Raw genomic sequence first — 25903 nt, forward strand, 5'->3', positions numbered from 1 at the left:
AACACACTCCCTGCACGCACTCCTTCTGCGATCGCATCATTTAATCGGCGGGGGATACAGCGTCGCCAATAAGCTCGACCTCCAGATCCGGAGCAGCCGACTTTAGCTGATCAAACAAGCGATTGTCTCCTTCCTCATAACCAATTAGTACTATCATCTCATCCTTTTCAATCCTACGCTTTGTACCTGTCCACTTGTCCTCCAATACAGGTGTGCCTTCCTTTGTTTTGAATAAATTTTTATTTGGAGACATTGTCACATTCTTTTCCGACAATAATCGGTATAGTTCTGGCTTTTGCATTTCATCTAAATCTTCTGAAATTGACCACAATGGTGTGGCTATCTCAACTTGGGAAGCCCCTGCTTCTGCTGCAAAGTTAGCGATGCTTGGTCCTCGAAATTTTCCTTCGCGATCATAAACCAATAATTTACTTTTGTTATTGATCGAAACCTTGCCGTCAAGGAGCTCGACATCCGTTATATAATGGTCACTTCTGGGATTAGCTCCCGTCGCCAGCACAACGACATCAGGGTTTACATCCAATACATTACTCACCGTTCCTTTTTTATGAAGATGGACGTTTGCTCCCAATCGGTCTAATTCTTGCTCCAACCATTTAATATGCTTCCCGTAATGCGGACGTTCGGAAGCCATCGCTGCGAAATAAACTTTTCCTCCCAATTTATCCGTACATTCCAACAGATGAACCTCATGGCCACGAATAGCCGATACGCGCGCAACCTCCATTCCTGCCGGACCGCCACCAACAATAACAACTTTGCGCTGGTGCTGAACGGGGATGAGATTATCTAAAGAATCATCAGCCATGGCAGGATTTACTGTGCAAATAACCGGCATTCCCGAGTATAATCTTCCGATACATTCACCGCATGCAATACACGGTCTTATTTGGGAAAACTCCCCTTTTTGTGCCAGCTGTGGCATATCCGGATCGGCTATAATAGCCCTTGTCATCCCAACAAGATCACAATCTCCATTTGTCAAAGCATTTTCTGCCTGAGCGGGATCGAGATTACGGCCGGCAACTAAAACAGGGACCGAAAGCTGTTCTTTCATTTTTTTAGCTACATGATTATAGGTCCCCCTTGCAAACGTATCTCCTGGAACAACCGCAGCCTGTGCGCGATAGGTTGCACCGGTACCACCGCTAATGCTCAACATATCAATGCTGCCTAACCCATCAAGTATCCGGGCAATTTCTAGCATATCCTCTTGGTCAAGACCGAGCGCATCGGTTTTAGGGTCTGCTGTCATTCTAAAGGCAATAATGAAATCGCTTGATACTGCCTCTCTAACGGCTTGAATGACCTCAATCGAAAAGCGCATGCGACCGGCAAAGTCCCCGCCGTATCTATCCGTGCGATCATTAAGTGCAGGACTCCAAAACTGTTCGATGAGATGTCCTGAAAAAGAAGTGATTTCAATGCCATCCCAGCCACACCTCTCAAGACGTGCAGCGGCTTCAGCAAAGGATTCCACGATTGGTGGTATTTCCTCCGTACGCAAAACATGCGGTATCTCACGATGCACCCCTTCCGGAATGGCGGATGGTGCTTGGATCGGCCGCCCACTTATCGAAGAATCTGCACGTCTTCCCATATGGGTGGCCTGGGACATAATTAAAGCCCCATGGGCATGAACACGATCGGCAAGTTCCTTCAATAAAGGTTCATTTTCCTCATTCCATAAACTCACGGATCCATAAGAAGCGGCTGATTTTTCATAGACACTGGCAGAACCAAAGGTCATAATGATCCCCGCGCCGCCGGCAGCTTTACGTTCATGATATTTGACATGACGCTCGTTTATAATGCCCGTACCGTTGTCCCACCCTACAGCATGCGACGTTGATACAATTCGATTTTTGGCTTCTTTTGCCCCAATTTTCAACGGACTAAATAAAGTCTTCAAATCCGTCTGTACCATTTGATTATTGCCCACTGGTATCCCTCCTCAAAAGTATTTTATCAAAATAAACCAACAATTCTTCCGTTATCATCAACGTCAATGGATTCGGCTGAGGGAGATTGGGGAAGTCCCGGCATTGTCATAATGTTGCCGGTCAGCATGACAATGAACCCTGCCCCGGCGGAAAGTTTCACATCCCTTATCGTAATAGTAAAATCGCTCGGCCTACCTGTTTTCGTCGGATCATCGGAAAATGAATATGGCGTTTTCGCCATACATACCGGAAGATCCCCATACCCTAATGCTTCCAGCTTTTGAATTTCTTTTTCCACGTTTCGGGTAAGTTCAATCCCTTTTCCACCGTATACCTTTTGGACAATTTTTTTCATTTTTTCAGTAATCGAATCTTTCAAATTGTACGTGAACGAGGGCATGCTTCCGTGATCAGCCAGCCGGACAACTTCCCTAGCCAGTTCCTCACCGCCTGAGCCGCCGTTTGCCCATACATCGGAAAGCACGACTTTCACACCTTGTTCCCGGCATTTTTCTTCTATTTTTTCCAGCTCCGCTTCGCTATCAGTTGGAAATTTATTAATGGCAACAACCGTTGAGATGCCAAATGCTTCTTGCAAGATACTTAGATGCTGCAATAAATTGGGCAACCCTTTTTCAAGTGCTTGGAGATTTTCTTTTTCCAACTCGGTTTTTGAAATGCCGCCATGCAATTTCAATGCTCTGACCGTTGCAACGACAACGGTGGCAGACGGTCTTAAGCCCGACAGACGGCATTTAATATTCATGAACTTTTCCGCTCCCAGATCGGCACCGAAGCCTGCTTCTGTCACAACATAATCCGCATAGTTCAGCGCCGTTTTTGTCGCTTGTATACTGTTGCACCCGTGAGCGATATTGGCGAAGGGACCACCGTGGACAAATGCCGGTGTATGTTCTAATGTTTGTACAAGATTTGGTTTTATAGCATCTTTCAAAAGAGCGGTCATGGCTCCGTATGCTTTCAATTGACCTGCGGTAACAGGAGCATCGTTCGTTGTATAGCCAATGACAATATGCTTTAACTTTTCCTTCAAGTCTTCGATATTATTTGCCAAACAAAAGATCGCCATAATTTCCGATGCCACCGTAATATCAAATCCATCTTCACGTGGCGTTCCGTTTGCGCTTCCGTTTAAACCATCCACGATTTGGCGAAGTTGCCGGTCGTTCATATCGAGCACTCGTTTCCATTTAATTTTACGAGTGTCAATATTCAATTGATTCCCATGATGGATATGATTATCGATCATGGCAGCCAATAAATTATTCGCCGCACCGATGGCATGAAAATCACCGGTAAAATGCAAATTGATATCTTCCATAGGCACGACCTGGGAATAACCGCCTCCCGCAGCCCCACCTTTCATGCCAAAAACAGGGCCTACGGAAGGTTCCCTTATTGCAACAGCCGCATTTTTTCCTATTTTTTGAAGGGCATCAGCCAAACCAATGGAAGTGGTTGTTTTTCCTTCCCCGGCAGGTGTTGGACTGATGCCCGTCATAAGAATTAATTTTCCGTTCCCCTCATTCTCAATCCTTATCTGCTGATCTTCGTTAATTTTTGCTTTATAGTCTCCGTATAATTCAAGCTTGCTCCGTCCCACGCCCATTTTTTCGGCAACCTCTTCAATCGGCTTCATCTTTGCATATTGGGCAATTTCTACATCTGATTTCATATACAAGCCTCCAAAGGTAATGTGTTGATTGGCAAAGCATATGAGACCGATTCAAACCTATTGGCGAAAATTTACGGGCTACTTCTGCTTTGCCTATATAACCGAAGCCATTGAAAAAAGAATGAAATAAATACTAAAAACGGATGAGTGTTGCAATCATATAGCTATACGCCCGAAAATTTTTTTAAGGGAGTTTAGTTCGTTAAAAGAATACATATGAAAACCGGCAATCCCATAGTCCGAATCATTTAAGTGCGGAGTGTAGGCGTTCATCAAGCCGGAGGCGTCATAACCGCGCAGCAGCTTCCCCGTCAACTTCAGGTTTTTTCTAAGGAAGCGGAGCGAGTCCGTAACTCCAATACGGGTTGCAATGCGAATGAGTTTATCCGGTTTCACCGGTCCGGGAATGCCCAAGTAGAATGGCAGCTCCAGACCGGCTTCGCGCTGTCGCCGCAACCAAGCAAGGACTTTATCAGGATCGAAGCACATCTGCGTTACAGCGTAATGCGCGAGAGGCGCTTTCGCCAAAAGATCCTTGGCTAGGGTGTCATTATCAATATTCGGGTTCCCTTCGGGGTATGCCGGAATGCCAATGCGGAGCAGCCCATGCTCACGTGTCGCCAGGGATTGCAACAGATCAAGGCCATGACGATACGGGCCTGAGGCCTGCTCCTGATCGCCTCCGACGACGAAGATCTCATCCACATCGTGAGCCTGGAGTTCATCAAGCACTGCCTCAAGGTGTTCTTCACTCCGGACCATTCGCGCTGCAATATGGGGAACGACCCGGGTAAATCGGGGGGCCAATGCAATTGCCGTTTCGATCGTAGTGTCGACACCTTTCGTCGGGGAGCAGGTAATCGTCAGCATAGCGTGAGGCGGGAGTGCCGCCGTAGCACGGTCAACGATGTCATGCGTGGGTATGAGTTCGAAGCGTGGCTCACTCATTTGTCCGAACAGTTCAATCGACGATTGTTGATTCATCATTGCCATCACCTCTTTCATTCTGGAAGTTAGAGATTGGAGGTTAGAGATTGGAATGAGAAATTAGATCTTGTTGCCATCGGCTGCCGTCCAATTTCTAACCTCCAGAAACGTTAAAGCTTTCGACCGGTCTGTGCCAATCCCGTGCCGGGGAATTCGGGGGCCTTGAAAGGCGTCTCTGCAACCTCTGCGGCAATACGCCCGTTGCCATACGGTTCAGGCAAGTGCACTTCAAGCTTAGTTCCGATTGTACTCAAAGCGTTGGGCAACATCGCATAGCCAATATTGCACCCTTGGGTTGGCGAATAAAAGGCTGAGGTGATATAGCCAACCGGCTTCGTCTCATTTTCTGCATAAACAAGGTAATAATCCGCGGGGTACCAGTCGATCTGATTGCCACCAAACTTCAACCCTGCCAACTTACTCGTAACACCTTCATCCTTGATCCGTGCTAGGGCTTCTTTACCCACGAACCGGGATTTATTCAAATCCACTTGCCATTCCAATCCGACCTGGTATGGATTAGTCTCCAAGTCCATGTCCTGACCGTGGGAGAGGATTCCCGCCTCGATCCGACGGATGTGCCCCGGAGCAATTACTTTGAGATTGTGACCTTTGCCGACCTCGAGGAGATGGTACCATAGCCGTTCCGCATTGACGCTCGCGTCATAGAGGTAGATTTCATAGCCTGCCTCACCCGAAAACCCGGTACGGGACACGATAACAGGGCAACCGTTTACTTCACCTTCGAGTAGTCCGTAGTAGGGAACATCGTGGATACCCTCGCCAAACAGGTCCATCATGAGCGCTGTCGACTTCGGACCTTGAATCTGCACGGGGGCAACATCTATTTCGTGCACCGTGCAATCAAATTTGTTCGTGACATTCAACGCCTGCAACCACAAGGAAACGTCGGTGTCAGAGAGAGAGAACCAAAATTCATCTTCAGCCGGACGTAGGAGGACCGGGTCATTTATGATTCCACCATCTTCGTTGCACAGGATAACGTAGCGAGCCTTTCCCACCTTGAGTTTCTCGACCGGGCGCGTGATGGCCAAGTCGACCAGCTTGGCGGCATCGGGACCTTTCACTTGAATCTGTCGCTCGACTGCGACATTCCAAAGGGTGACGTGTTCGGTGAGGTATTCGTATTCTTTGAGGAGTCCACCCTCCTCCCACGGGACATAGGCACGCGGGTGGTACATATGGTTATATACCTCATAGCACCAACAGCCGGCTTCCTGGGAAAGATGCCAGAAAGGGGACTTGCGCAACCTTTGTGAGATCAGCATGCGAGAACCTTTGTCCCCGCTTTGGCGCAGGTTAACCGGGACGTTCCTGTTCACGCCCAGTACCTCTAGATCGTTAGACGTCTTGAACTCTGATATGGGTTTTACCTCAACAGACATACCAATCGCCTCCTTATTTAATGAATATTTAGATAAAAAGCAAGACAACACTGACTTCGTCTGAATGACCGATCCACTCACCCAAGCCGATTCAACATCTTCGAAAAAACTCCGTCGGTTCTCGCTATTTTGACCGGAAGCTCTTCTTATTAACCGCTTACATTTTATTATTTGTCCTTCACAGGATGGAACCCCCCTTTTTTATAATCATGATTATTTTTTTACTTATGATTATATTATAATCACCAATTTTTTAATTGTAAATGGTTTTCTAAATTTTTGTTCAAAAGATTTTTCGTGTTTTTTTGCTAGGAAACGCAGCACGAACAACTGCGCTGATGAAGAAAACCCGAATTATTTTATTCTTATTCACTCATGAATATAATCATGATTATTATATATTCTTGTTCATATAATAATCATCGTTGAGATAATTGTGCATCGATCTCGGAAAACTTTTTTTGAACAGTAAATTAGCGCCGAATTCGTCTCATAAGATTACAAACCATTCGCGCATTTTCGATGATACGCTTGTCATTTACAACGATGCTTAGCTTTTATTATCGATGTCATCGGCAAAGAGTTTGATAATCTCGATGATATGACGACAACATCAAATCCACTTCCGAAATATCGAACATTTAATGCTCGCTGGATGTAAACGGCACTGTCTTGGCTCGTCGGTTAACCACTTTTATTTGTGCTGTATTTAAGATAAGGGATGCTCCATCAAAATCTTCGATTTATTTGGAGAGGTTCACGAATGTTGGACAAATGTGCTAGATTAAAGGGAGAATGAATAGAAATTCATAATTATCGAACCGAAAAGAGGTAGAAGCTTGGACAAAAAGGCGATTCAAACGATCCGCATGATGAGATATTTTATAGACGCCACCGTTCAAATCATTGAAGAGGAGGGCATTGAAAATGTCACCATCCGAAAAGTATCCGATTTGGCCGGCTACAATAGCGCCACCATTTACAATTACTTTAGCGAACTTTCCCACCTGATCTTTTATTCTTCGCTGAAGATTTTAAGAAAATATACTTCATCGCTCCCTGCCTATATGGCGAAAGGGAGCAATCCGCAGGAAAGATTTTTGCTCATGTGGGAATGCTTTTGCCGATATAGCTTTGCTGAACCGCATATCTATCATGCCATTTTCTCCTCGGATGTCGGAGGCGGATCCAAGGAACTGATGGATGAGTATTACGATCAGTTCCCGGATGATCTCGACGATTTGCCTCCCGATTTAAAACCGATGTTTTTGGAATTTGACATGACAACCAGGGAACGCATCGCAATGGAAGAGTGCATTCAAGCGGGGTATATTAAAGAGGAAAATGCAGAACACGTACAGGAAATGATAAAACTAACCTGGCAGGGAATGTTGACCCTTGTTCTGAACCGGAGATATGACTACTCCTGGGAAAAAGCAACAGAAATTACGATGACCTATATTAAGGAAATCTTAAAAAATGCCAATTCGTTTTCCTTTGAATTTACGTTAGATCACCGATAGGATTAACATCATGAAATGGCCTCCTTTACATGAAAAGGAGGCCCTACGCTATTGTGTTAGCGGTTTAATCATCATTTCTTTCGGCAGTTGATTATTTACCGAATCATCCCATGCGGATCAATCACATATTTCTTCGCAGCACCGCTGTCAAAATCAGCGTAGCCGTCCGGAGCTTCATCAATGGAGATCAATTGCGCGTTCACCGCTTTGGCAATTTGGGCTTTGCCGGATAAAATCGATTTCATCAAGCCGCGGTTATAGTACATAGCCGGAGTTTGTCCTGTTACAAATGTATGTGCTTTCGCCCATCCTTGTCCGAATCGTACTTTCAGTGAACCTGTCTGAGCATCTTTGTCTTGCGCACCTGGATCCTCGGTTACATACAAGCCAGGTATACCAAGCCCTCCGCCGGCCTGTGTGACGTCCATGATGGCATTCAATACAGCAGCCGGTTGTTCACCGCTTTCTCCGTGACCGGATGCCTCAAACCCAACCGCGTCAACGGCCGCATCCACTTCCGGAACGCCGAGAATCTGTTCAATTTGTTCGCCCAATCGATCATGCTTTCTCAAATTAACCGTTTCACAGCCGAAACTTTTCGCTTGTTGCAGCCTTTCTTCGTTCAAATCACCAACGATAACAGCCGATGCGCCAAGGAGTTGAGCAGAATGCGCCGCAGCTAGTCCTACCGGACCCGCTCCGGCAACATAAACAGTTGAACCCATTGTTACACCTGCGGAATAGGCTCCGTGAAACCCGGTTGGGAAAATATCCGTAAGCATGGTTAGGTCAAGAATCTTGTCCATTGCTTGATCCTTATCGGGAAATTTCAGAAGTTGAAAGTCTGCATAAGGGACCATTACATATTCGGATTGGCCGCCAACCCAACCGCCCATATCCACATACCCATAGGCAGACCCGGGACGCTCTGGATTAACATTCGTACAAATATGGGTTTTTTGCTGTTGGCACATAACACAACGTCCACAAGCGATGTTAAAAGGAACGGACACCATATCCCCTTTTTCAATAAATTCAACATCACGTCCTGTCTCAACCACTTCTCCGGTGATCTCGTGTCCGAGAACCAGACCCTGTGGAGCCGTCGTTCTGCCGCGAACCATATGTTGGTCGCTTCCGCAAATATTCGTCGTAATCACTTTAAGGATGACCCCGTGCTCACATTTTCGGTTTACGTTTTCTTTCGGTACACCGGGGCCATCTCTTAGAATGAGTTCCGGATAACCGATATCTTCGACGGTAACTTTTCCCTTTCCTTGGTAAACGACGCCTTTATTCGCTGCCATAATGATCCCTCCAAGAATAATTTTGATACCGTTTACATCTTCTGAAAAAAGGACAGTTTGAGTTTTCATATAATATAAATTGAAAATATTATATCGTTGCCGTTCCTTGTAAATATTGTATAAAAGAGATTGAATCATGTAAAATGATTAAAAACGATAACATCTATCATTTTGAAAAATAAGGGAGGGAAGATTAAAATGGAAATCAAGGACTTAAAAATTTTCAAGTCCGTAGCTTTTCACGGAAGTGTCAGTAAAGCCGCCAATGATCTAAATTATGTTCAATCCCATGTGACGACGAGAATTCAATTGTTGGAAAAAGAATTGCATACACAATTATTTCACCGTAACAGCCGAGGCATGATTTTAAATCCCGAAGGAAAAAAGCTTTTATCGTATACAGACAATCTCTTGACCACCGTTGATGAAATGATAAAAGTTATTCAAGATTCAAACGAACCCTCAGGTGAACTTGACTTAGGGACGGTTGAAACCGTCATTCGACTCCCTTACATTTTATCCGCTTATCACCAAAATTACCCAAACGTAGACTTATCATTGGTCACAGACGTGACGGAAAACCTCGTAGACCATGTACTCGCGCACAACTTAGACGGTGCTTTCGTCGCCGGATTTAAGGAGCATCCTAAAATCACCCAACATGAAGTGTTTCAGGAAGAACTGGTTTTGATTTCTAACAATAAAGAAATTTCTTTGGATGAATTCGCCCATAAACCATTACTCGTATTTAAACCAGGGTGCAGCTACCGGGCCAAATTGACGGAATGGATTCAAGCCGAAGGCATTCATCCCGCCAACATTATTGAATTCGGCACGTTGGAAACAATTTTAGGATGTGTGGTATCGGGCTTGGGTGTTACACTTTTACCGAAGTCCACCATTTCCCATTTGGAAGAGGATGGTGTCGTTCGCTGTATGAACCTCCCGGAAAAATACAGCCATGTCACAACCGTTTTTATACGAAGATCCGACGCTTATCTCACCAATTCAATGAAAAAATTTATAGAGACGATTGACATGACCAAAGAAACCAGACGTGCTGCTCCACTTAGATATCAGTTTCAATGATCGATGATATCAATAACAGTCATTTTACGTGATATATGATTTCTCTTATACTATGGACAAATGCTCTGCATTTTGAAAATTCAACCACTTGGAGGGAATTATCATGAGTACTTTAAACTTAAACGCGGCAAAAACGTTGATCGAGGCAGCTGAACGTGAATCACAGAACATTGGTGTATCGATGGTCATTTCGATTATGGACGAGGGCGGTAACTTGATCGCCACCCATCGGATGGATGATGCGTGGCTCGCCAGTATCGACATCGCGCAGAACAAAGCATGGACGTCCGTTGCGCTCAAAATGCCGACCTCCAATTTGGAGGAAGAGACAGTGCCCGAAGGTTCGCTTTACGGGTTAAACACGACGAACCAAGGAAAAATTGTCGTCTTCGGCGGCGGGATTCCGCTCGTTAAAGACGAGAAAGTGATCGGCGCCGTAGGAGTGAGTGGCAGCACGGTCGCTGATGATGTGCAAGTGGCTGAAGCAGCTGTTCAAAAATTCGAAAATGTGCAATTGAGTGAGATTCGGTGACACAAGGGAGTGGCCAACATGAACACGGATTATGATGTCATCGTTGTTGGCGCCGGATCCATGGGGATGGCAGCTGGTTATTATTTATCCAGACAGGGAGCGAAAACCCTGCTCATTGATGCTTTCGATCCACCGCATGCCAATGGAAGCCATCACGGTGAGACTCGAATTATTCGCCATGCATATGGGGAAGGAAGAGAATATGTTCCTCTAGCAATAAGAGCTCAAACATTGTGGAATGAACTCCAAGAAGAATCCGGCGAAAGCCTTTTTGAAAAAACAGGCGTGCTGGGGTTCGGTCCTGAAGGATCGCCGTTTATCGATGAAGCGATCGCGAGCTCCAAAGAATATTCACTGTCTCTTGATTTGCTGGACGCTGATGAAATCAGTACGCGCTGGCCAGGGATCCAACTTCCGAAAGGATACAAAGGCTGTTTTGAACCCGATTCCGGTGTTCTATACAGCGAGAAGTGTATCCGAGCCTATCGTCGATTGGCTGAAAAAAACGGTGTTCACATTGTACCCAATACACCTGTGAAAAATATAGAAGCTGATAAAGATTCCGTTTCTATTGAAACTGATGATGCGACGTATACCGCAAAAAAAGGAATCATTAGCGCCGGAGCTTGGAACAAAGACGTACTAGCCCATTTGAATTTAGATATACCACTGCAACCGACGCGTCAAACAACTACTTGGTTTGAATCCGATCCATCTTTATATGAAGCTGATGTTTTTCCTGCTTTTTTCGTTGACGTGCCTTCCGGTGTCTATTATGGCTTTCCCAGCTTTGACGGTAGCGGATTGAAAATTGGACGCTTCGATATCGGGCAAAAAACGGAACCAGCTTATGTCAACCGTGAATACGGGATATATCCGGAAGATGAAGGGCATGTACGTAAATTCTTAGATACCTATATGCCCCAGGCAGCAGGTAACGTGAAGCAGGGACGTGCTTGCATTTTCACTAGAACTCCGGATGAGCACTTTGTTGTGGATCTACACCCAAAGCATTCCAATATTGCCATAGCAGCAGGCTTTTCCGGACATGGGTTTAAATTTGCCAGCATCATCGGAGAAATTTTGAGCCAATTGGCTTTGGATGGGCATACAGAACACGATATCTCCATCTTCTCCATGACGCGGCCAGCTCTACAACAAACAGGCGATGCTTTACCCCGATAATTTTAAAATGAACAGAGAATCTTTCTCTGTTCATTTTTTGCCCCAATTGAGCAACCTTAATATCGCAGTGACATATACATCAGGCTTGAAGTGAAGTTCCATTTCATTTTCCTCGCTCGCCCATCCTTCGGATCTCACCGCCATCAAGCCAATGGATAACCACATCCATATGTGCAAAAGACTTTACTCCCCTGCCCTACTATCCTCTGCTGCTCCATGTTCGTCCTTTTGCCATTCGTCAGTCCAAACCAAGCTTGATCTCTTGGAATTTCAACGGGCGGCCCTATGACAATTCTTCCGTATTCCAGTCGACACCCAAACCGATCACTTTCATGCAAATTAAAAGTTTAAACAGACGCCTTGGGAATGGTGACTTGTGAACGTTGTTTAAAACGACGAATTTCGTTGCGTAAAATCAGCTTATTTCTTTATTTGTGCCACTATACATCGTCAAATAACGCGTTTGAAACACTTTTTCAGATAACACACCGCTTCTGGCAACGTACGGAGGGACGGTGCTGCATTGGCGAGACTCCAGCGGAAAAACGGACGCGTCAAGCCCCCGCAGCGCCGGTTTTGCGCGAGGAGGCTTGACCGTTGAAAAGGTCGGGGAAGTTATGTCGACGTGCTCACGATGCATCGCTGAGGTATCTGATTCTAATTGCATAGTTAGGGACTGCTGAACAACTTGCAGCTATCAGCTGAAGCCGGGATGTCGCTTCCATGGCTTCGCTTTCCGCGGACGTGAACATATAAGCCTTCCGCCATTACACCAATAATTTCCTCATATAGTATTGGCATTCGCCCTCGACGGGATACCCGTCCATCTGTCCGACGATCTCAAAACCGTGTTGCGCGTAGAATTTCGGTGCTTGCCAACTTAATGTTTCCAAATACATCATCCGGCATGAATGACGGAGAGCTTCCTCTTCCATTTGCTGCATCAGTTGGCTGCCGTAGCCTTGACCTTGGTAACTGGGATGCACGGCAAACAGTGAGATGTGCATATTGTGCCAAAAGACCTCACCGTTAATGCCGGCAACAATCTCCCCTTCGTCACGAATCACAAAACAGATCAATGTTTTTTCCCGATTGGAAAACGCGGGCCGCTTCGCTTCCGTATCAGCTTGTAAATGGTTGGTGATCGCTTTTTTCGCCGCTTCATAACCGACGCGTTCAATGGCCATAAGCTACTTCCTCTCACTGATCTCCCGAGAAAGCTGATCGACAAATGCGTCCAATGATTTGGTGTTCGTCTCTTTCTCTCCGTATTTACGGATATTTACTTCGTTTGCTTCCATCTCTTTATCCCCGAGCACGAGCGTATACGGGATTTTTTGCGTTTGCGCTTCCCGAATTTTATAGCCAAGTTTTTCATCGCGAAGATCGGCTTCCACTCGGATGCCGGCGAATTGCAATTTTTCTTTTACCTGGTTGATATATTCGCCGTGGATATCCGGGGAGACGGGAATGAGCTGTACTTGCACGGGCGCGAGCCATGTTGGGAATGCCCCTTTGTATTCTTCGATGAGAAAAGCAACAAAACGCTCCATTGTGGAGACAACTCCGCGGTGAATGACGACCGGGCGGTGTTCTTTGCCGTCTTCGCCGATATAAGTGAGATCCATTTGCTCGGGCAAGTGAAAATCAAGCTGAACGGTAGATAAGGTTTCATCTTTTCCGAGTGCTGTTTTCACTTGAACATCAAGCTTCGGACCATAGAAAGCTGCTTCTCCGACGGCTTCCACATACTCCGTCCCGTGTTCATCCATCGCTGCTTTTAACAGGACCTGTGCTTTTTCCCACATCTCATCGTTATCTACATATTTTTCCTTGTCCTCCGGATCACGATAGGATAGCCGGAAATAGTAGTCGTTAATCCCGAAATCTTGGTAGACATTTTGAATGAGATCAACGACACGCAAAAACTCATCTTTCATTTGATCGGGACGGCAGAAAATATGGGCGTCATTCAACGTCATGGCACGAACGCGCTGCAACCCGGCCAAGGCGCCGGACATTTCATGGCGATGCATCATCCCGAGTTCAGCAATACGAATGGGCAATTCACGGTAACTGTGCAAGTCGTTCTTATAAACCATCATATGGTGCGGGCAGTTCATTGGACGTAATACGAGATCTTCGTTATCCATCTCCATGATCGGAAACATATCATCCTGATAGTGATCCCAATGCCCTGATGTTTTATAAAGCTCGGAGCTTCCCAGCACCGGCGTATACACATGGTCATAGCCGAGACGTTCTTCAATATCCGTGATATAGCGTTCAATCGTGCGGCGAATCGTTGCCCCTTTAGGAAGCCATAGCGGCAACCCTTGCCCGACTTTTTGGTCGACGGTAAACAAGTCCAATTCTTTTCCGAGCTTGCGGTGATCCCGTTCTTTTCGTTCTTCAAGTAAACGCAAATGTTCATCCAATTCGCCTTGCTTCGGAAAAGCAGTGCCGTAAATGCGTTGCAGCATTTGATTATTGCTATCCCCGCGCCAATAAGCCCCGGAAATGTTCATGAGCTTAAATTTTTTCAGTTTCCCTGTTTCGGGAACGTGAACACCGCGGCAAAGGTCGACGAACTCTCCTTGTTCATATAGCGAAACCGTTTCTCCCTCGGGGATGGCATCGAGCAGCTCTAATTTCAACTCATCGCCTTGAGCTTCAAAAAACCTCTTTGCTTCCTCCCGCGACACTTCTCTGCGGATAATCTCATGATTTTCATCGATAATCTTTTGCATCTCTTTTTCGATTTTCGGCAAATCGTCAGGTGAAATCGTCGATTCAGTCTCGATATCATAATAGAAACCATCCTCGATCACCGGCCCCACCCCAAATTTCGCATCGGGATACAGCCGCTTCACTGCTTGCGCCAATAAGTGGGCGCTGCTGTGTCGCAAGACTTCAAGACCTTCCTCATCTTTAAACGTCAAAATTTCAACCTTTCCGTCGTTCGTAAGCGGCGTACGTAAATCAAGTGGTTGCCCGTTTAATTTTCCGGCTGCCGCCTGTTTTTTTAAACCGGGACTAATAGCTGCCGCAACGTCTTCCAACGTAACGCCTTCATCAAATGCCTTTACTGATCCATCCGGAAACGTTAATTCTGGCATTTTTTTCATCTCCTTCAACTTTTTCCGCACGAAAAACAAAAAAAGCCGCCCCCAAAAAGGGACGAGCTTAACCCGCGGTTCCACCCTCGTGCCTTGCCAATGTGCAAAGCGCTCGGACCGGTTAACGCCCGGGATGACGGCAACGAATACTGTTCGTTCTTCGTTGCAGCTCCGAGGTGGTAAACATCAGGACCGTCGATAAAAAGCTTTCAGCCGGCGGCTTTTCTCTCTGGGATCTTCATCCTAACGTTCGCGTCCTCTTCCGTGCCTTTAATCAATGGCTTCATTATAAGGAGGTTTGTCGGAAAATGCAAGTGCGGCAGATGAAAAAGCCCCAACTGATGAATCGCGTAAGCCGTTAGGTTGGCAATGGAGTAGAATGATATTTGCTTAAACCATCCCCAATAACGTATGCGAAATATTCACCGAGTGTTGATGAATGCGAAGCATGCTGGTCATCAAATCGGAAAACACAACACTAACAGTGCTGCTCGCACTTGCCCCTTGGTAGAAATGTTGGTAGCGCAACTCTCGTTCCAATCGCAATATTTTCGGATTGCTGTGGATGACGCGGATGGCCACTTCTTCATCCTGATCCCGAAAGCCTTGGATGGCATCGTCAAAGCTTTTCATCACTTCTTCATAGAGCTCAGTCACTTTGGCGCGTTCCCATTCACTTAACCGCTTCCCGCCATGATCCAACTTCGCGATCGTTCGTGTCATGTCCTTTACCGTATTGGCCATTCGTTCCATATCATTATTAAAATAAAGCAATTTGAGTGCCTCTTCCGATTCCCGGTCATTCAAATTTTGTTCCATCAATCGTTGTAAGTGGTGATAAATTGCTTTATAAAGATGATCGATGATTTTTTCTTCAGCAACGACTGCTTCTCGGATTTTTTCATCTTGAATCATCGAAATCATATACGGAAGCATGTGGTTCCGTATTTTTCCGGCAGCTCGTTCCAATTCCTTACGCGCTTGCAATAACCCAACGGAAGGAAACTGAACGGAATCCCGGTCGATATAGTTCACATCTTTCGCCGGTTCCGGTTTCTCCGGCAAAAGTTGGACCATCCAATCGGCAAAACGGTTGCAAAAAGGCAGCAGCAAAAGCATGTTCACGATGTTAAAAATCGTATGGGCGTTTGCGATCTGGCGCTCGACGTCGCCGCCCAGAAGCGGAAGTGCTTGCACAAACAAACTCGTGAACGGCAAGAATACGAGAACCCCGATGGCTTTAAAGATGGCATGGGCAATCGCTGCCCGCTGGGCGTCTTTCGATGCTTTCAAGCTGGCAATCATCGCCGTAACGACCGTGCCCAGATTTGCACCGTAAACCGTATACACCGCGGCTTCCAACGAAATCAAACCGCTGCTTGTGAGCGCAAGCGTAAGCGCAATCGTGGCCGCGCTGTTTTGAATAATCCCTGTAAATACGGCCGCTACAAGCACAAAAAGCAATGGGTACTCGGCAATCAGCACCAGGGATTCCCTGAACCATTCACTCGACTGCAAAGGTTCCATTGCCCCCGTCATCAAACCCAAACCGTAAAAAACGAATCCAAAACCCAACACAATCGAGCCATACGAACGAAGGTTAGAATCAAAAAGAAAAAAGAGCATCCCGAGAATCACAAATACAAGGGCATAATCCGTAATCGCGAAAGCGATGAGTTGCACGGTTAGCGTCGTTCCCACCGCTGACCCGAGCAAAACCCCCATCGCTCTGCGCAAACTGATCAATCCGGCGTTGACAAAGCCAATGATCATCACCGTTGCTGCCGTTGACGATTGTAAAATGGCAGCAAGCACGATGCCGGCCAAGGCGCCGTACCATTGATTTTTCGTTACTTTTTGAAGAAACAGGTTCAGTTGATAGGAAGAGGACTTTCTCAACCCCTCGCTGGCAACATGCATCCCATATAAGAAGATGGCAAGACCACCGAGGAGTTGGATGCTAACTTCGATCCAGTTCATTGTTTTCGCTCAGCCTTCGGTTAATATTTACGACGCTGAATATTGACGACATGATCCGCCATTCGCTCTACATAACGAATCGCCAAAAAAAGCGGCGCCAGCTTTTCGATTTGCTCCGGCGTTTCTTTCATATCCCGGATAATAAGCTGTTGCATGGAAAAGAATAATGCATCGACGTCCTCGTCCATTTGTTCCACGCTTTTGTCTGTTTGAGACGCCCGAGCGCGCATGCCTTCCAAAGTTCTCGTTAGCATATCCGTACTTACCTGTATCATCTCTTTATATCTATCTACAAATAACGTGCTGACATATGGACGTAAATCATCCACGTCCAATTCCTTTTTGAGTTCGGCAACATTGACCACCTGGTCCCCGATACGTTCAAACTCCCGAGCCATCCGCATCATCGTTGTCAACGTCCTCAATTCTTCCGGCAAAGGTTGCTGAAGGCTGATTAAATGCAAGATAGACGTATGGATTTGACGGTCGAACGCATCGATCGTTGCATCTTGTTGAATCACAACACTTGCATCTTTATTTGGAATAAAAAAAACATCTCTCATCTGCTCCATTTGATGCAAAACTTCTTCACCCATGCTGAGGAGATCTCTTTCAATCGTTTCCACTTCATTGCTAAAGTTGGTCATTTTAAACAAGATGATTCCCCCCTCCTAAAAATTCCATAGCCTCTCGGCATTCGCCAAGGCTGGCGCGGCAAGGGATTCCTTGTCGCACCCATTTTGCTATCCTCCTACCTTCGGTAGGAGATTTTTATCTTTTCAATTTTAAATCCAGTCATGTGAATCACGAAAATTTCTTTTATAATTGGGTCTGTAAGCCCTTGACTTTTTCAAATCACCCTCATAATCGCCGGTGAAGGGAATGTATTTTCCTTTACTACGATTTTTGGGGGTTTTCTTTTGAAACCAACGGTTTTTCCTCATGACACGTATCAAACCTTTGTCCTTGAACAACTTCAGGAACACTACGGACGCTCCATTATCCATTTGAGTCAGGATTGGCCGCTCATCCTCAAATGTTGGCAAGCCGACCTTTCAGGCATTACCGGCCAACTGATGGAGCAGTATGCGGATCAAGGGCCAGAACCCCGCGATCCGGCTTCCATGTTGCGTTCCTATCTCGTCTTTTTGTTCACAAATCCCGGCATCGGGATCACCCAATGGATCAACGAAATGAAACGCACACCTATTTACGCGATCTTGAGCGGCTTTTCTCCTGATGATATCCCCGGGGTTGGCACGTTCTATGAGTTTATCGAGCGCCTCTGGCCCGAGGCGACCAAAAACTTAAAACCCAAGAAGCAAAAACCGAAAAAGAACAAGAAGAAGGGCCAAAAAGGAAAGAAAGGCCAAAAAGCCAATTACAAACCGGGTAAAGTCGAACGCTTCGCACGATGGTCGGAACGCCATATGGACATCGTCAAACCATTGCCCGGCGACCCACTTTTTCAGTTTTTCGAACAGAATATCTTAAAGGTTTCTGCGGACCTAGGCCTGATCGGAGATCCTGATGCGCTCAGTGTCGCCGGGGATGGTACGCCTGTTGTCACGCAAGCTTACCGGCGAAGCAAACCGACCTGTGATTGTCGCGCGAACGGGATTTATGGCTGCCATCATCATCGCATCTATTCCCAGCCGGATTGTGACGGTGGATGGGACAGCTCCCGTGAGAAGTACTTTAACGGCTATCATCTCTATATGTTAGCGGCCGCGGACAGCCCGCATGACCTGCCATTGTATCCACGTCTGCATCCGGCATCCCGGCATGATGCCGTCAGTTTGGTCGCGAGCGCGGTTGAATTCAACCAACGCTACACCTTGGGATCCGTGAATCGTATGCTTCTCGATGCCGCTCATGACGCCGAGGCTATCTATGAGCTCTTGGATAAGCAAGGTACCGAGCCTTTCATCGATTTGAACAACAGAAGCAAAAAGAATATCGAAACGAACAGTGATATTCAGATTTCACCCGAGGGCATTCCCATCTGCCCCAACGGTCGTGAAATGAAACCAAATGGCTTCGACAAATCCCAGAATCGCAGGAAGTGGCGCTGCACGCCATCCTGCGGGTGTTCGGACGCGACATACGGCCGGACCTATCACACGAAATCAAGTGACAACCTGCGTTTGTTTCCCAAAACGCCACGCGATTCTCAAGCGTGGAAAGACATCTACAAACGCCGCACTTCAAGCGAACGGACAAACAAACGCGAGAAGAATGATTATCAACTGGAAGCCGGTCGACACCGATCAACGATGATGTGGTACATGCGTATTTATGGCATTATGATCTGCCAACACATAGACGCCTGGTATGAAAGCCAAAAAGACGACTGGAACCAGCTCAAAACGACTATCTGCCCTGCCGCTGCTTAAGTTTTAAAAAACGACATCCAAAATTCTGCACGTATGCCCTTTTTTGAAAATGGTTTTCATTTCCATATGCTTCAAACCATTTTAGGCCTATTGTCTATCCGTTTCTTGCCTCGAACCACCCCCGTCGCCTTCTAATTCCGAGAGGCTATTTCCGTCCTACCGATTTTTATTCATTCTATTCTTCGTTTAATACGATTTCAAATAATAGAAAGGGCGCCCCGCTTCAATCGGAAACAATTAAAGGTACTTTTTCAAAACCGCCATCCGTAATTTTTACCAATCCTTTATCCGATAAGCGAAGTTCTGGAATAACGACGAGGGCGAGAAGCGATAGTGTCATAAATGCATAGTTCATCGTGCAACCTGCCTCAGCCAGTGCATGACTAATCGCCCGCGATCCTTCTGCCACTTGTTCAAAAGGGGCATTTGACATCAATCCTGCAATCGGTAAAGGCAGGGTTGTCTCCCCTTTTTCCGTTAAGACCGCGATACCTCCTTGCATCTGCCCTACTTTGTTGGCAGCCGTCGCCATCATGTCATCATCGTTACCGATCACCATGAGATTATGACTGTCATGTGCTACGGTGGAAGCCATAGCGACCTGCTTATCGAATCCGACCCCTTTCAAAATACCAAGGCCTTGGTTTCCGTTTCGTCCATGACGTTCAATGACTGCCATTTTACAAAGATCACCATGAAGGAGAATATCTCTTTTTCCGCAAGAAAGGCTGACATGTTTTTCTTGCGTGTACACCTGATTCTCGTTCACTTCAATGGTTCGCACATTTACTTTTTCACCTTCAGGTATAGGAGGAGTAATCTGAAAATCGTCTGCAGTTATTTCTTTTCCGATATGAACCGAATGGATAGCTTTTTCGGGTAATGGTACTTCCGGAATTTCCGTTATCATCTGCCCATCCTGCGCTACGACTTGCCCGCCCGCTATTGTCATTTCAACGTTCACATCTGCCAATGTCCCTTCTAGTAAAAGGAAATCTGCAAATCTTCCGGGAGCAATCATACCGACATCATTGGAAACGCCAAAACGTTCAGCCGTATTAATCGTTGCCATTTGAATCGCGATAACCGGCGGAACTCCTTGAGCAATGGCATGACGGACGACAAAGTCCATATGCCCCTCATCAACGAGGGATTCAGGGCTGCGATCATCCGTAACCAAAAGCATGCGTCTTGTATTCAAACCGTGCTCCGTGAATGCTTTGATCGTTTCCACTACATCATGCCAAGCTGAACCTCTTCTTAATTTTGCGTACATCCCAAGACGCACTTGGGCAATAATGTCCTCGGCTGACGAATTTTCATGATCTCCGCTAACACCTGCAGCTGTATATGCAGAAAGTCTACGATCATCTTCCGGCGGCCACGTATAATGCCCATCAGCCGGCCTACCGGCACGCAACGTTTCTTCAATTTCAGCGAGCATCTTTTCATCGCCGTAAACAACCCCGGGGAAGTTCATCACTTCTCCAAGAGCGTTGACATCGGCACCCCACGTGAACGCCTCCGCGACTTCCTTTGCACCAATGAAAGCGCCATTGGTTTCAAAATCTTCGTCTGTCGACGGAACACATGAAGGCACTTGCATATACGCGGCCAACGGTGTCTGTCTCGCTTCCTCCAACATCAGTTTCAACCCGTCAAGCCCAAGCACATTTGTGATTTCATGGGCATCAAAAAAACCTCCGGTCGTTCCTTTCGGCATAACTGCCCGGGCAAATTGCGCCGGTCTTATCTGGCTGCTTTCAATGTGGCAGTGCCCGTCCAAAAAACCAGGTGTTAAATAGCGATTTTCAGCATCAATAACCTTCGTTTTTTTCCCGATCGCATGATCGGCGTTATTGCCAACATACGCAATTCGAGTGCCTTGAACAGCAACATCGGTTCCGGGCAAAATTTCATTTGTTACAACGTTTACCAATCTTGCGTCTTTAATTACTAACGTAGCGCTCTGATCTCCACGAGCCGTGGCATTTAAATCTCTAATACAATCTGCTTGTGTGGGTCGCGGGAAGGGTACAGTCATGGCATTTTCGCTCCTTTGGATGATTTAAGTCCGAAAAACCTGTTCGGATGATTCTTTTCTCTATTTTAACAGAACATCTTGGTTTTCTCTGCAAATGTTCCTTCCGTTCCATCCCACAAGCCAATTATTTCCCGGGGAATACTTATAATCAAAAAAGTAATGAACGCTTTGGTTTAGAAAACTTGACTTTTCGCCAAGGACGAAAGCCTTCGCACAACGTATGCAGACAAGAAAGTTGATTTATCCTTTTAATATGAAACGCTCAGCGAAAAATACCGGCCTTGTCTGCTCCTCATTAAATATGTGAAAGTCGGCAAATTAGGGAAAAATACGCTCGAAGGGTCACTAATCATACAATTAATACCCGAACAGCCGGGGGGCGATTAAAAGGTCACTAACCGTATTAATGGTATCCGATCAGCGGTAAAAATCAATGACACTAAGCAACGGTGATCGATAACAGTTTACTAACTGTAACTAGGGACTGCTGAATAACGGAAAAAGATTGGCACATAAGGATTTTCCGTTGTTCCACCCAAATCCGGATGCAAAGAAATCAATCCGATAAGCAGAAAAGCCTTTGCACTTCCGGCAACGTACGGAGAAATGACACTGCAATGGCGAGATTAGAAAACTTGGCTTTTCGCCAACTTTATGGCGAAAAGCCTTAGTTGCACTTATGCAGGTAAGAAAGTTGTTTTATACTTACCTGCCAAAAAACGGACGAGCCAAGACCCCGCAGCGTCGGTTTTACGAGAGGAGGCTTGACTGTTCGTCTGCGGAAAGCGAAGTCATGGAAGCGACCTCCCGGCTTTGGAGCTGATATCTACACGTTGTTCAGCAATCCTAAATGAGTTGTTTTCATTATAGATGATGGCGGCATACTCTGCCGCCATCATGGTTTCTTACCTGCTAAACAAACAACACCACCCTTAAACATGTGGTGTCATTTCTTTTTTCCTTTTTTCTACATCGGCTCTTCACCAAAACCTATCGTTCCTAAAAGTGAATACGTTAGGATAATGACCATCGCCAACGGAGGGAAAACACGGAGACTACGGGAAAGCGCAGTGTCTTTCCGGTAACGCTGACCAAGCGTTATACATCCATTGGATTGGTACCCATAGATTTTAGTTAGCCCTTTATCTCATGTTGTAAATGTCCACTGAGCGAACGAGCGCGCATTTAATCGTTCCTGAAAAATGGCCCGTAAGGTTTGAATAACCCCATCGTCTTGTGAAGTATAAATGTAGAGGCGTCTGGGAGCTATGCTTGCAATCGGACTTATAATCATCTCCGTCGGTTGCAATCCCTCCTCGAATACAAGGGCTGATTCTGTGTATTTCATTCTTTGATTGGGCCCCCACTCATTTCCTTCCTTATCCACCATGCAAAAATATTCACGGTTTTCATACCACAGATGAAGTTCCTGCATTTTAGGCGTTGCTTTCTCCACATGGGAACGAAGTTCATCGACGACCGTTTGATATTCTTGTTCCATCTGATACTCATCAATCACTACTTCGGCAAGATGTTGTAAATAACGTTCGTAATTTCCGGTGCAAAAAGTAAGAAAAGGGTTCCAATAAAAAACGGATCGATTGCTCAATTGCTCATGAATCGCTAGATATAAAACCGTTTTTCGTTCTGCTGACCGTTTCGCTTCAGGAATTTCGGGTCGCTCCCCGGCAAGCATGTCTCTGGCCAGCTCCATCACCTGTTCGCGCTCATTCGGTTCACGAAATTGGTATCGTTCTTTGATGAGTTTTTCAATGAAGGATACTTCATATCGTTGAATAATGTCATCGGTTAAAACCGCAGCCACATAAGGACGCACACTATGCTCCCATTCCATGTCCGAACCCTTATATCGACAATGAATCACATCGTGGTTGAAATGCATTTGAAAGGGAAGTGTTGAGAATACTGTTAATCTTGAAAGCTCACTCTTTACACGGTCATACACACGTGCACAATCATGACCATGAGTAAATTCAATTGCTAACAAACGAAGCCCTCCTCGAACTCTGCAATAATCAATGCCGCATCTAACACGCCATTCAGTCTGCTATCATGTGTATGGGCAGGCCTTCTGTTTCATGCCAAATTTTTGCGGAAAGCATGAATCATGACTCTTTCGGCAGTGTGGAGGAGGATCCCAAAGTCTTTTTCTTCATCAAAAGTTGTACCATGGATTCAATTCTTGCAAAACTTCACGCGTCCTCTTCTGTTTTGGCCCCGTTAAAAGCAAACTCCCTTTGTTTTTGGGTCCTTAAGGCATAAGCTGCTTCATTCGTCGCGACATTTAAAAATCCCCACGGGCAGTCACTCGCGGGGTTTTCATCGCTCTTATTCTAGTTTTGCATCACAAAGTCTTTCTTCGCCCGTTCATCTTCCGCAAATACGTGCAGCGTATTATATTTCGTATCCCGCACGGCCGGGGTTTTGCCTGCTTCCCGGATGATATCGAGCGCGCGGTTGTTGTTCACTTTATAGGTGGCGCCCGCGGACGAAACGACGTTTTCTTCAATCATCGTGCTTCCGAAATCGTTGCAACCGAAATGGAGGGAACGCTTGCCGGTTTCCGGTCCCATCGTTACCCATGACGATTGGAAATTCGGTACGTTATCGAGGAATAGACGGGAGATCGCCACGTTTTTCAAATACCCGTCCGCTGAAATTCGTTCGCCTTTCATCCGGGTATTATCAGGCTGGAATGTCCAGGAAATAAAAGCTAAAAATGGGCTTACCTCATCTTGGGCATCCCGCACGCGCTGCAAGTGCAATGCCCGCTCCCGATAGGATTCGCCAAATCCGATCACCATTGTGGCCGTTCCATGCATGCCGGTTTTTTTAGCCAGTTTCATGCAGTCCATCCACTCGGTCCATGAATCTTTTAAGCGGCTCACTTTTTTGCGGTTGGATTCCGTTAAAATTTCCGCACCGCCGCCGGGAAGGGAATCAAGACCTGCGTCTTTTAGTTCTTGGAGCACTTCTTCCAGGGACAGCCCCGATACTTCGACCATCTTGTAAATCTCCGTCGGCGAAAATGAGTGCATCGTGATGTCCGGGAAACGTTGCTTAATTTTTCTAAGTAAATTTGTGTAGTAACTAAATGGGAGGTCGGGGTTCGTTCCTCCTTGCATCAAAATTTCCGTTCCGCCAACATCAACGGTTCCCTGGATTTTATCCATAATTTCCTCATCGGAGAGGACATATCCTTCTTCATGCCCGGGCGGGCGATAAAATGCACAAAATCTGCAATACGTATCGCAAAGATTTGTATGGTTAACGTTACGGCCGATCACGAATGTCGTAATCGGGTCCGGATGCCATTTTTTCATAACTTCGTTGGCTGCTGCACCGATCTTTTCCAGCTCACTCTCATCACTTTCATATAATTCCACGGCATCGTCCATCGTTAGACGTTCGCCCGCGATTGCTTTTTCCAATATCGCGTCGACGCTCATGAGGCATCCTCCTTCAATCATCGTCTTCTCTCATATCCTATCATAAAATATGAACAAATGACGAATTTCATAACTTGATAATGTCTTTCATGATACCTCTGTTTCATACTTGCTGCCCTTCAAAGGTGCCATGGCTGCTTCAAGACCAGATTATTCCTAATTTTGGTCTTCCTATCCTCGCGATGAAAAAAGCACCTTGTTTCCAGCATGATCACCTTCGATGTGCCCCTCATTTAAAGTTCTCTTAATTTCGAACAGATTACGTCTCCCTGCGATTACGTCCCGATAGATAAAGTTGTTTCGTGAACGGACGAATGCGTTCCATAATGCGTTTCGCTTTCATCCTCTCTTCCCCGCCTTTGTTTGAATAGGAAAGATGGCTTTCCAACTCTTCGTAGTCCCAATTCGACGTATAAATCGTAGGCAGTTTTGCAGTCATTCGGTATTGCAAAATCGCTCCGAGAACATCGTCGCGAATCCAATTTGACATCGTCTCCGCACCGATGTCATCGAGCATAAGCACCTGCACCCGTTTCACAGCGTCGATTTTTTCACTCACATTCCCGTCTCCGACTGCTTGGCGCATTTCGCGAAAAAATTCAGGCGCATAGACAAGCAGAGATTGGATTTTCCGCTCTGCCAGAGCATTCGCAATCGCAGCGATTAAATACGTCTTTCCGACGCCGAACATCCCGTATAAATACAAGCCTTGCCCATTTTCACCGGGGTTTGCCTCCCGTTCAAATTCAAGAGCCGTTGCCAAAGCCGTCGCCCTCGTGTCATCCGTATCATCAATTTCCATATTTTCAAAGCTTGCTTTTTTAAATTCTTCGGATACATACAAACTTTTCACAAGAGATTCTTGTTGCTTGCGACGATTCGACGCAATTTGCAACGGACAAGGATGATAGCGCATTTGAACCTGGCCATGTTCAGGGTATAATTCCGGTTGATAGCCCGGCATCGGATTCGGACAATTTGCCAACCCTGGGCAATGGTCACAATTTCGCCAAGAATTCTTGTATTCAAGCAATGCCGTCATTCCTTGGGCAACAGCATCTTCATGTAATTCTTTGCCGTTCTCAGCCAGCCACCCATTTACACGCGTGTCATTCAGTACGGTCTGTTGCACTCGCTGCAATGCGTCTTCCCAGCCGGCATCTTGCATGTATTTTTTCAATGACGTTTGTATGGGTTCCATTTTG

The 25903-nt window shown here is 46.1% G+C and carries 20 protein-coding genes; 6 read left to right on the forward strand and 14 right to left on the reverse strand.

The features are described 5' to 3' along the window. Positions 1 to 40 precede the first annotated feature (40 nt). The 4 genes from HUG20_RS14865 to HUG20_RS14880 all read right to left on the reverse strand — a co-directional run bounded on the left by HUG20_RS14865 (position 41) and on the right by HUG20_RS14880 (position 6053). Positions 41 to 1963 carry an oxidoreductase gene (locus HUG20_RS14865; protein ID WP_200085482.1) on the reverse strand — a complete coding sequence of 641 codons (1923 nt, stop codon included), beginning with the start codon at positions 1961 to 1963 and terminating at the stop codon, positions 41 to 43. Positions 1964 to 1989: 26 nt separating this feature from the next. Continuing rightward, positions 1990 to 3660: a formate--tetrahydrofolate ligase gene (locus tag HUG20_RS14870; RefSeq protein WP_200085483.1), complete on the reverse strand. Its 1671-nt coding sequence runs from the start codon at positions 3658 to 3660 to the stop codon at positions 1990 to 1992. 156 nt (positions 3661 to 3816) lie between these two features. After that, the gene (locus HUG20_RS14875) at positions 3817 to 4647 is read right to left on the reverse strand and encodes a methylenetetrahydrofolate reductase (protein ID WP_200085484.1); all 831 of its coding nucleotides are present in this window, start codon (positions 4645 to 4647) and stop codon (positions 3817 to 3819) included. 110 nt (positions 4648 to 4757) lie between these two features. Continuing rightward, the gene (locus HUG20_RS14880) at positions 4758 to 6053 is read right to left on the reverse strand and encodes a glycine cleavage T C-terminal barrel domain-containing protein (protein ID WP_200085485.1); all 1296 of its coding nucleotides are present in this window, start codon (positions 6051 to 6053) and stop codon (positions 4758 to 4760) included. Between the two features lie 839 nt (positions 6054 to 6892). Here HUG20_RS14880 and HUG20_RS14885 point away from each other — a divergent pair. Then, positions 6893 to 7576 carry a TetR/AcrR family transcriptional regulator gene (locus HUG20_RS14885; RefSeq protein ID WP_246476435.1) on the forward strand — a complete coding sequence of 228 codons (684 nt, stop codon included), beginning with the start codon at positions 6893 to 6895 and terminating at the stop codon, positions 7574 to 7576. A 95-nt stretch (positions 7577 to 7671) separates the two neighbouring features. Here HUG20_RS14885 and fdhA read toward each other — a convergent pair whose 3' ends face one another. Next, entirely contained in the window at positions 7672 to 8883 is a 1212-nt protein-coding gene (gene fdhA, locus HUG20_RS14890; RefSeq protein WP_200085486.1) for a formaldehyde dehydrogenase, glutathione-independent, read from the reverse strand. Positions 8884 to 9081: 198 nt separating this feature from the next. Here fdhA and HUG20_RS14895 point away from each other — a divergent pair, with 198 nt between their 5' ends. From HUG20_RS14895 to solA, 3 genes are all read left to right on the forward strand, one after another. Beyond that, complete coding sequence (locus HUG20_RS14895; RefSeq protein WP_200085487.1) at positions 9082 to 9972, forward strand: LysR family transcriptional regulator; 891 nt, start codon at positions 9082 to 9084, stop codon at positions 9970 to 9972. 103 nt (positions 9973 to 10075) lie between these two features. After that, entirely contained in the window at positions 10076 to 10504 is a 429-nt protein-coding gene (locus HUG20_RS14900; RefSeq protein ID WP_200085488.1) for a GlcG/HbpS family heme-binding protein, read from the forward strand. Between the two features lie 18 nt (positions 10505 to 10522). Continuing rightward, positions 10523 to 11689, forward strand: a complete 1167-nt coding sequence (gene solA, locus HUG20_RS14905) for an N-methyl-L-tryptophan oxidase (RefSeq protein WP_200085489.1) — start codon at positions 10523 to 10525, stop codon at positions 11687 to 11689. Between the two features lie 30 nt (positions 11690 to 11719). On the opposite strand, the gene HUG20_RS14910 is transcribed toward solA, so the two are convergent. Continuing rightward, positions 11720 to 11866: a hypothetical protein gene (locus HUG20_RS14910; protein WP_200085490.1), complete on the reverse strand. Its 147-nt coding sequence runs from the start codon at positions 11864 to 11866 to the stop codon at positions 11720 to 11722. Positions 11867 to 12204: 338 nt separating this feature from the next. Here HUG20_RS14910 and HUG20_RS14915 point away from each other — a divergent pair, with 338 nt between their 5' ends. After that, positions 12205 to 12372 carry a hypothetical protein gene (locus HUG20_RS14915; protein ID WP_200085491.1) on the forward strand — a complete coding sequence of 56 codons (168 nt, stop codon included), beginning with the start codon at positions 12205 to 12207 and terminating at the stop codon, positions 12370 to 12372. 84 nt (positions 12373 to 12456) lie between these two features. On the opposite strand, the gene HUG20_RS14920 is transcribed toward HUG20_RS14915, so the two are convergent. From HUG20_RS14920 to HUG20_RS14935, 4 genes are all read right to left on the reverse strand, one after another. Further along, positions 12457 to 12876: a GNAT family N-acetyltransferase gene (locus tag HUG20_RS14920; RefSeq protein WP_200085492.1), complete on the reverse strand. Its 420-nt coding sequence runs from the start codon at positions 12874 to 12876 to the stop codon at positions 12457 to 12459. Between the two features lie 3 nt (positions 12877 to 12879). After that, positions 12880 to 14817 (reverse strand): threonine--tRNA ligase, encoded by a 1938-nt coding sequence (gene thrS / locus HUG20_RS14925; protein WP_200085493.1) that lies wholly within the window; start codon positions 14815 to 14817, stop codon positions 12880 to 12882. A 381-nt stretch (positions 14818 to 15198) separates the two neighbouring features. Then, a complete protein-coding gene (locus HUG20_RS14930; RefSeq protein WP_200085494.1) occupies positions 15199 to 16788 on the reverse strand; it encodes a Na/Pi cotransporter family protein in 1590 nt (529 codons plus the stop codon). 20 nt (positions 16789 to 16808) lie between these two features. After that, entirely contained in the window at positions 16809 to 17435 is a 627-nt protein-coding gene (locus HUG20_RS14935; protein WP_246476767.1) for a phosphate signaling complex PhoU family protein, read from the reverse strand. A gap of 273 nt (positions 17436 to 17708) precedes the next feature. On the opposite strand from HUG20_RS14935, the gene HUG20_RS14940 reads away from it, so the two are divergent. Beyond that, positions 17709 to 19184 carry a transposase gene (locus HUG20_RS14940; RefSeq protein WP_200084121.1) on the forward strand — a complete coding sequence of 492 codons (1476 nt, stop codon included), beginning with the start codon at positions 17709 to 17711 and terminating at the stop codon, positions 19182 to 19184. Between the two features lie 223 nt (positions 19185 to 19407). On the opposite strand, the gene ade is transcribed toward HUG20_RS14940, so the two are convergent. The 4 genes from ade to dnaI all read right to left on the reverse strand — a co-directional run bounded on the left by ade (position 19408) and on the right by dnaI (position 25899). Continuing rightward, positions 19408 to 21228, reverse strand: a complete 1821-nt coding sequence (gene ade / locus HUG20_RS14945) for an adenine deaminase (RefSeq protein ID WP_200085496.1) — start codon at positions 21226 to 21228, stop codon at positions 19408 to 19410. A 1147-nt stretch (positions 21229 to 22375) separates the two neighbouring features. Beyond that, complete coding sequence (locus HUG20_RS14950) at positions 22376 to 23236, reverse strand: putative sporulation protein YtxC (RefSeq protein WP_200085497.1); 861 nt, start codon at positions 23234 to 23236, stop codon at positions 22376 to 22378. 346 nt (positions 23237 to 23582) lie between these two features. Further along, positions 23583 to 24698 (reverse strand): cyclic dehypoxanthinyl futalosine synthase, encoded by a 1116-nt coding sequence (gene mqnC, locus HUG20_RS14955; RefSeq protein WP_200085498.1) that lies wholly within the window; start codon positions 24696 to 24698, stop codon positions 23583 to 23585. Between the two features lie 259 nt (positions 24699 to 24957). Next, the gene (dnaI, locus tag HUG20_RS14960; protein WP_200085499.1) at positions 24958 to 25899 is read right to left on the reverse strand and encodes a primosomal protein DnaI; all 942 of its coding nucleotides are present in this window, start codon (positions 25897 to 25899) and stop codon (positions 24958 to 24960) included. Positions 25900 to 25903 lie beyond the last annotated feature (4 nt).

This window comes from Salicibibacter cibi, from assembly GCF_016495865.1.
In the GTDB taxonomy this organism is placed as follows: Bacteria; Bacillota; Bacilli; order Bacillales; family Marinococcaceae; genus Salicibibacter; species Salicibibacter cibi.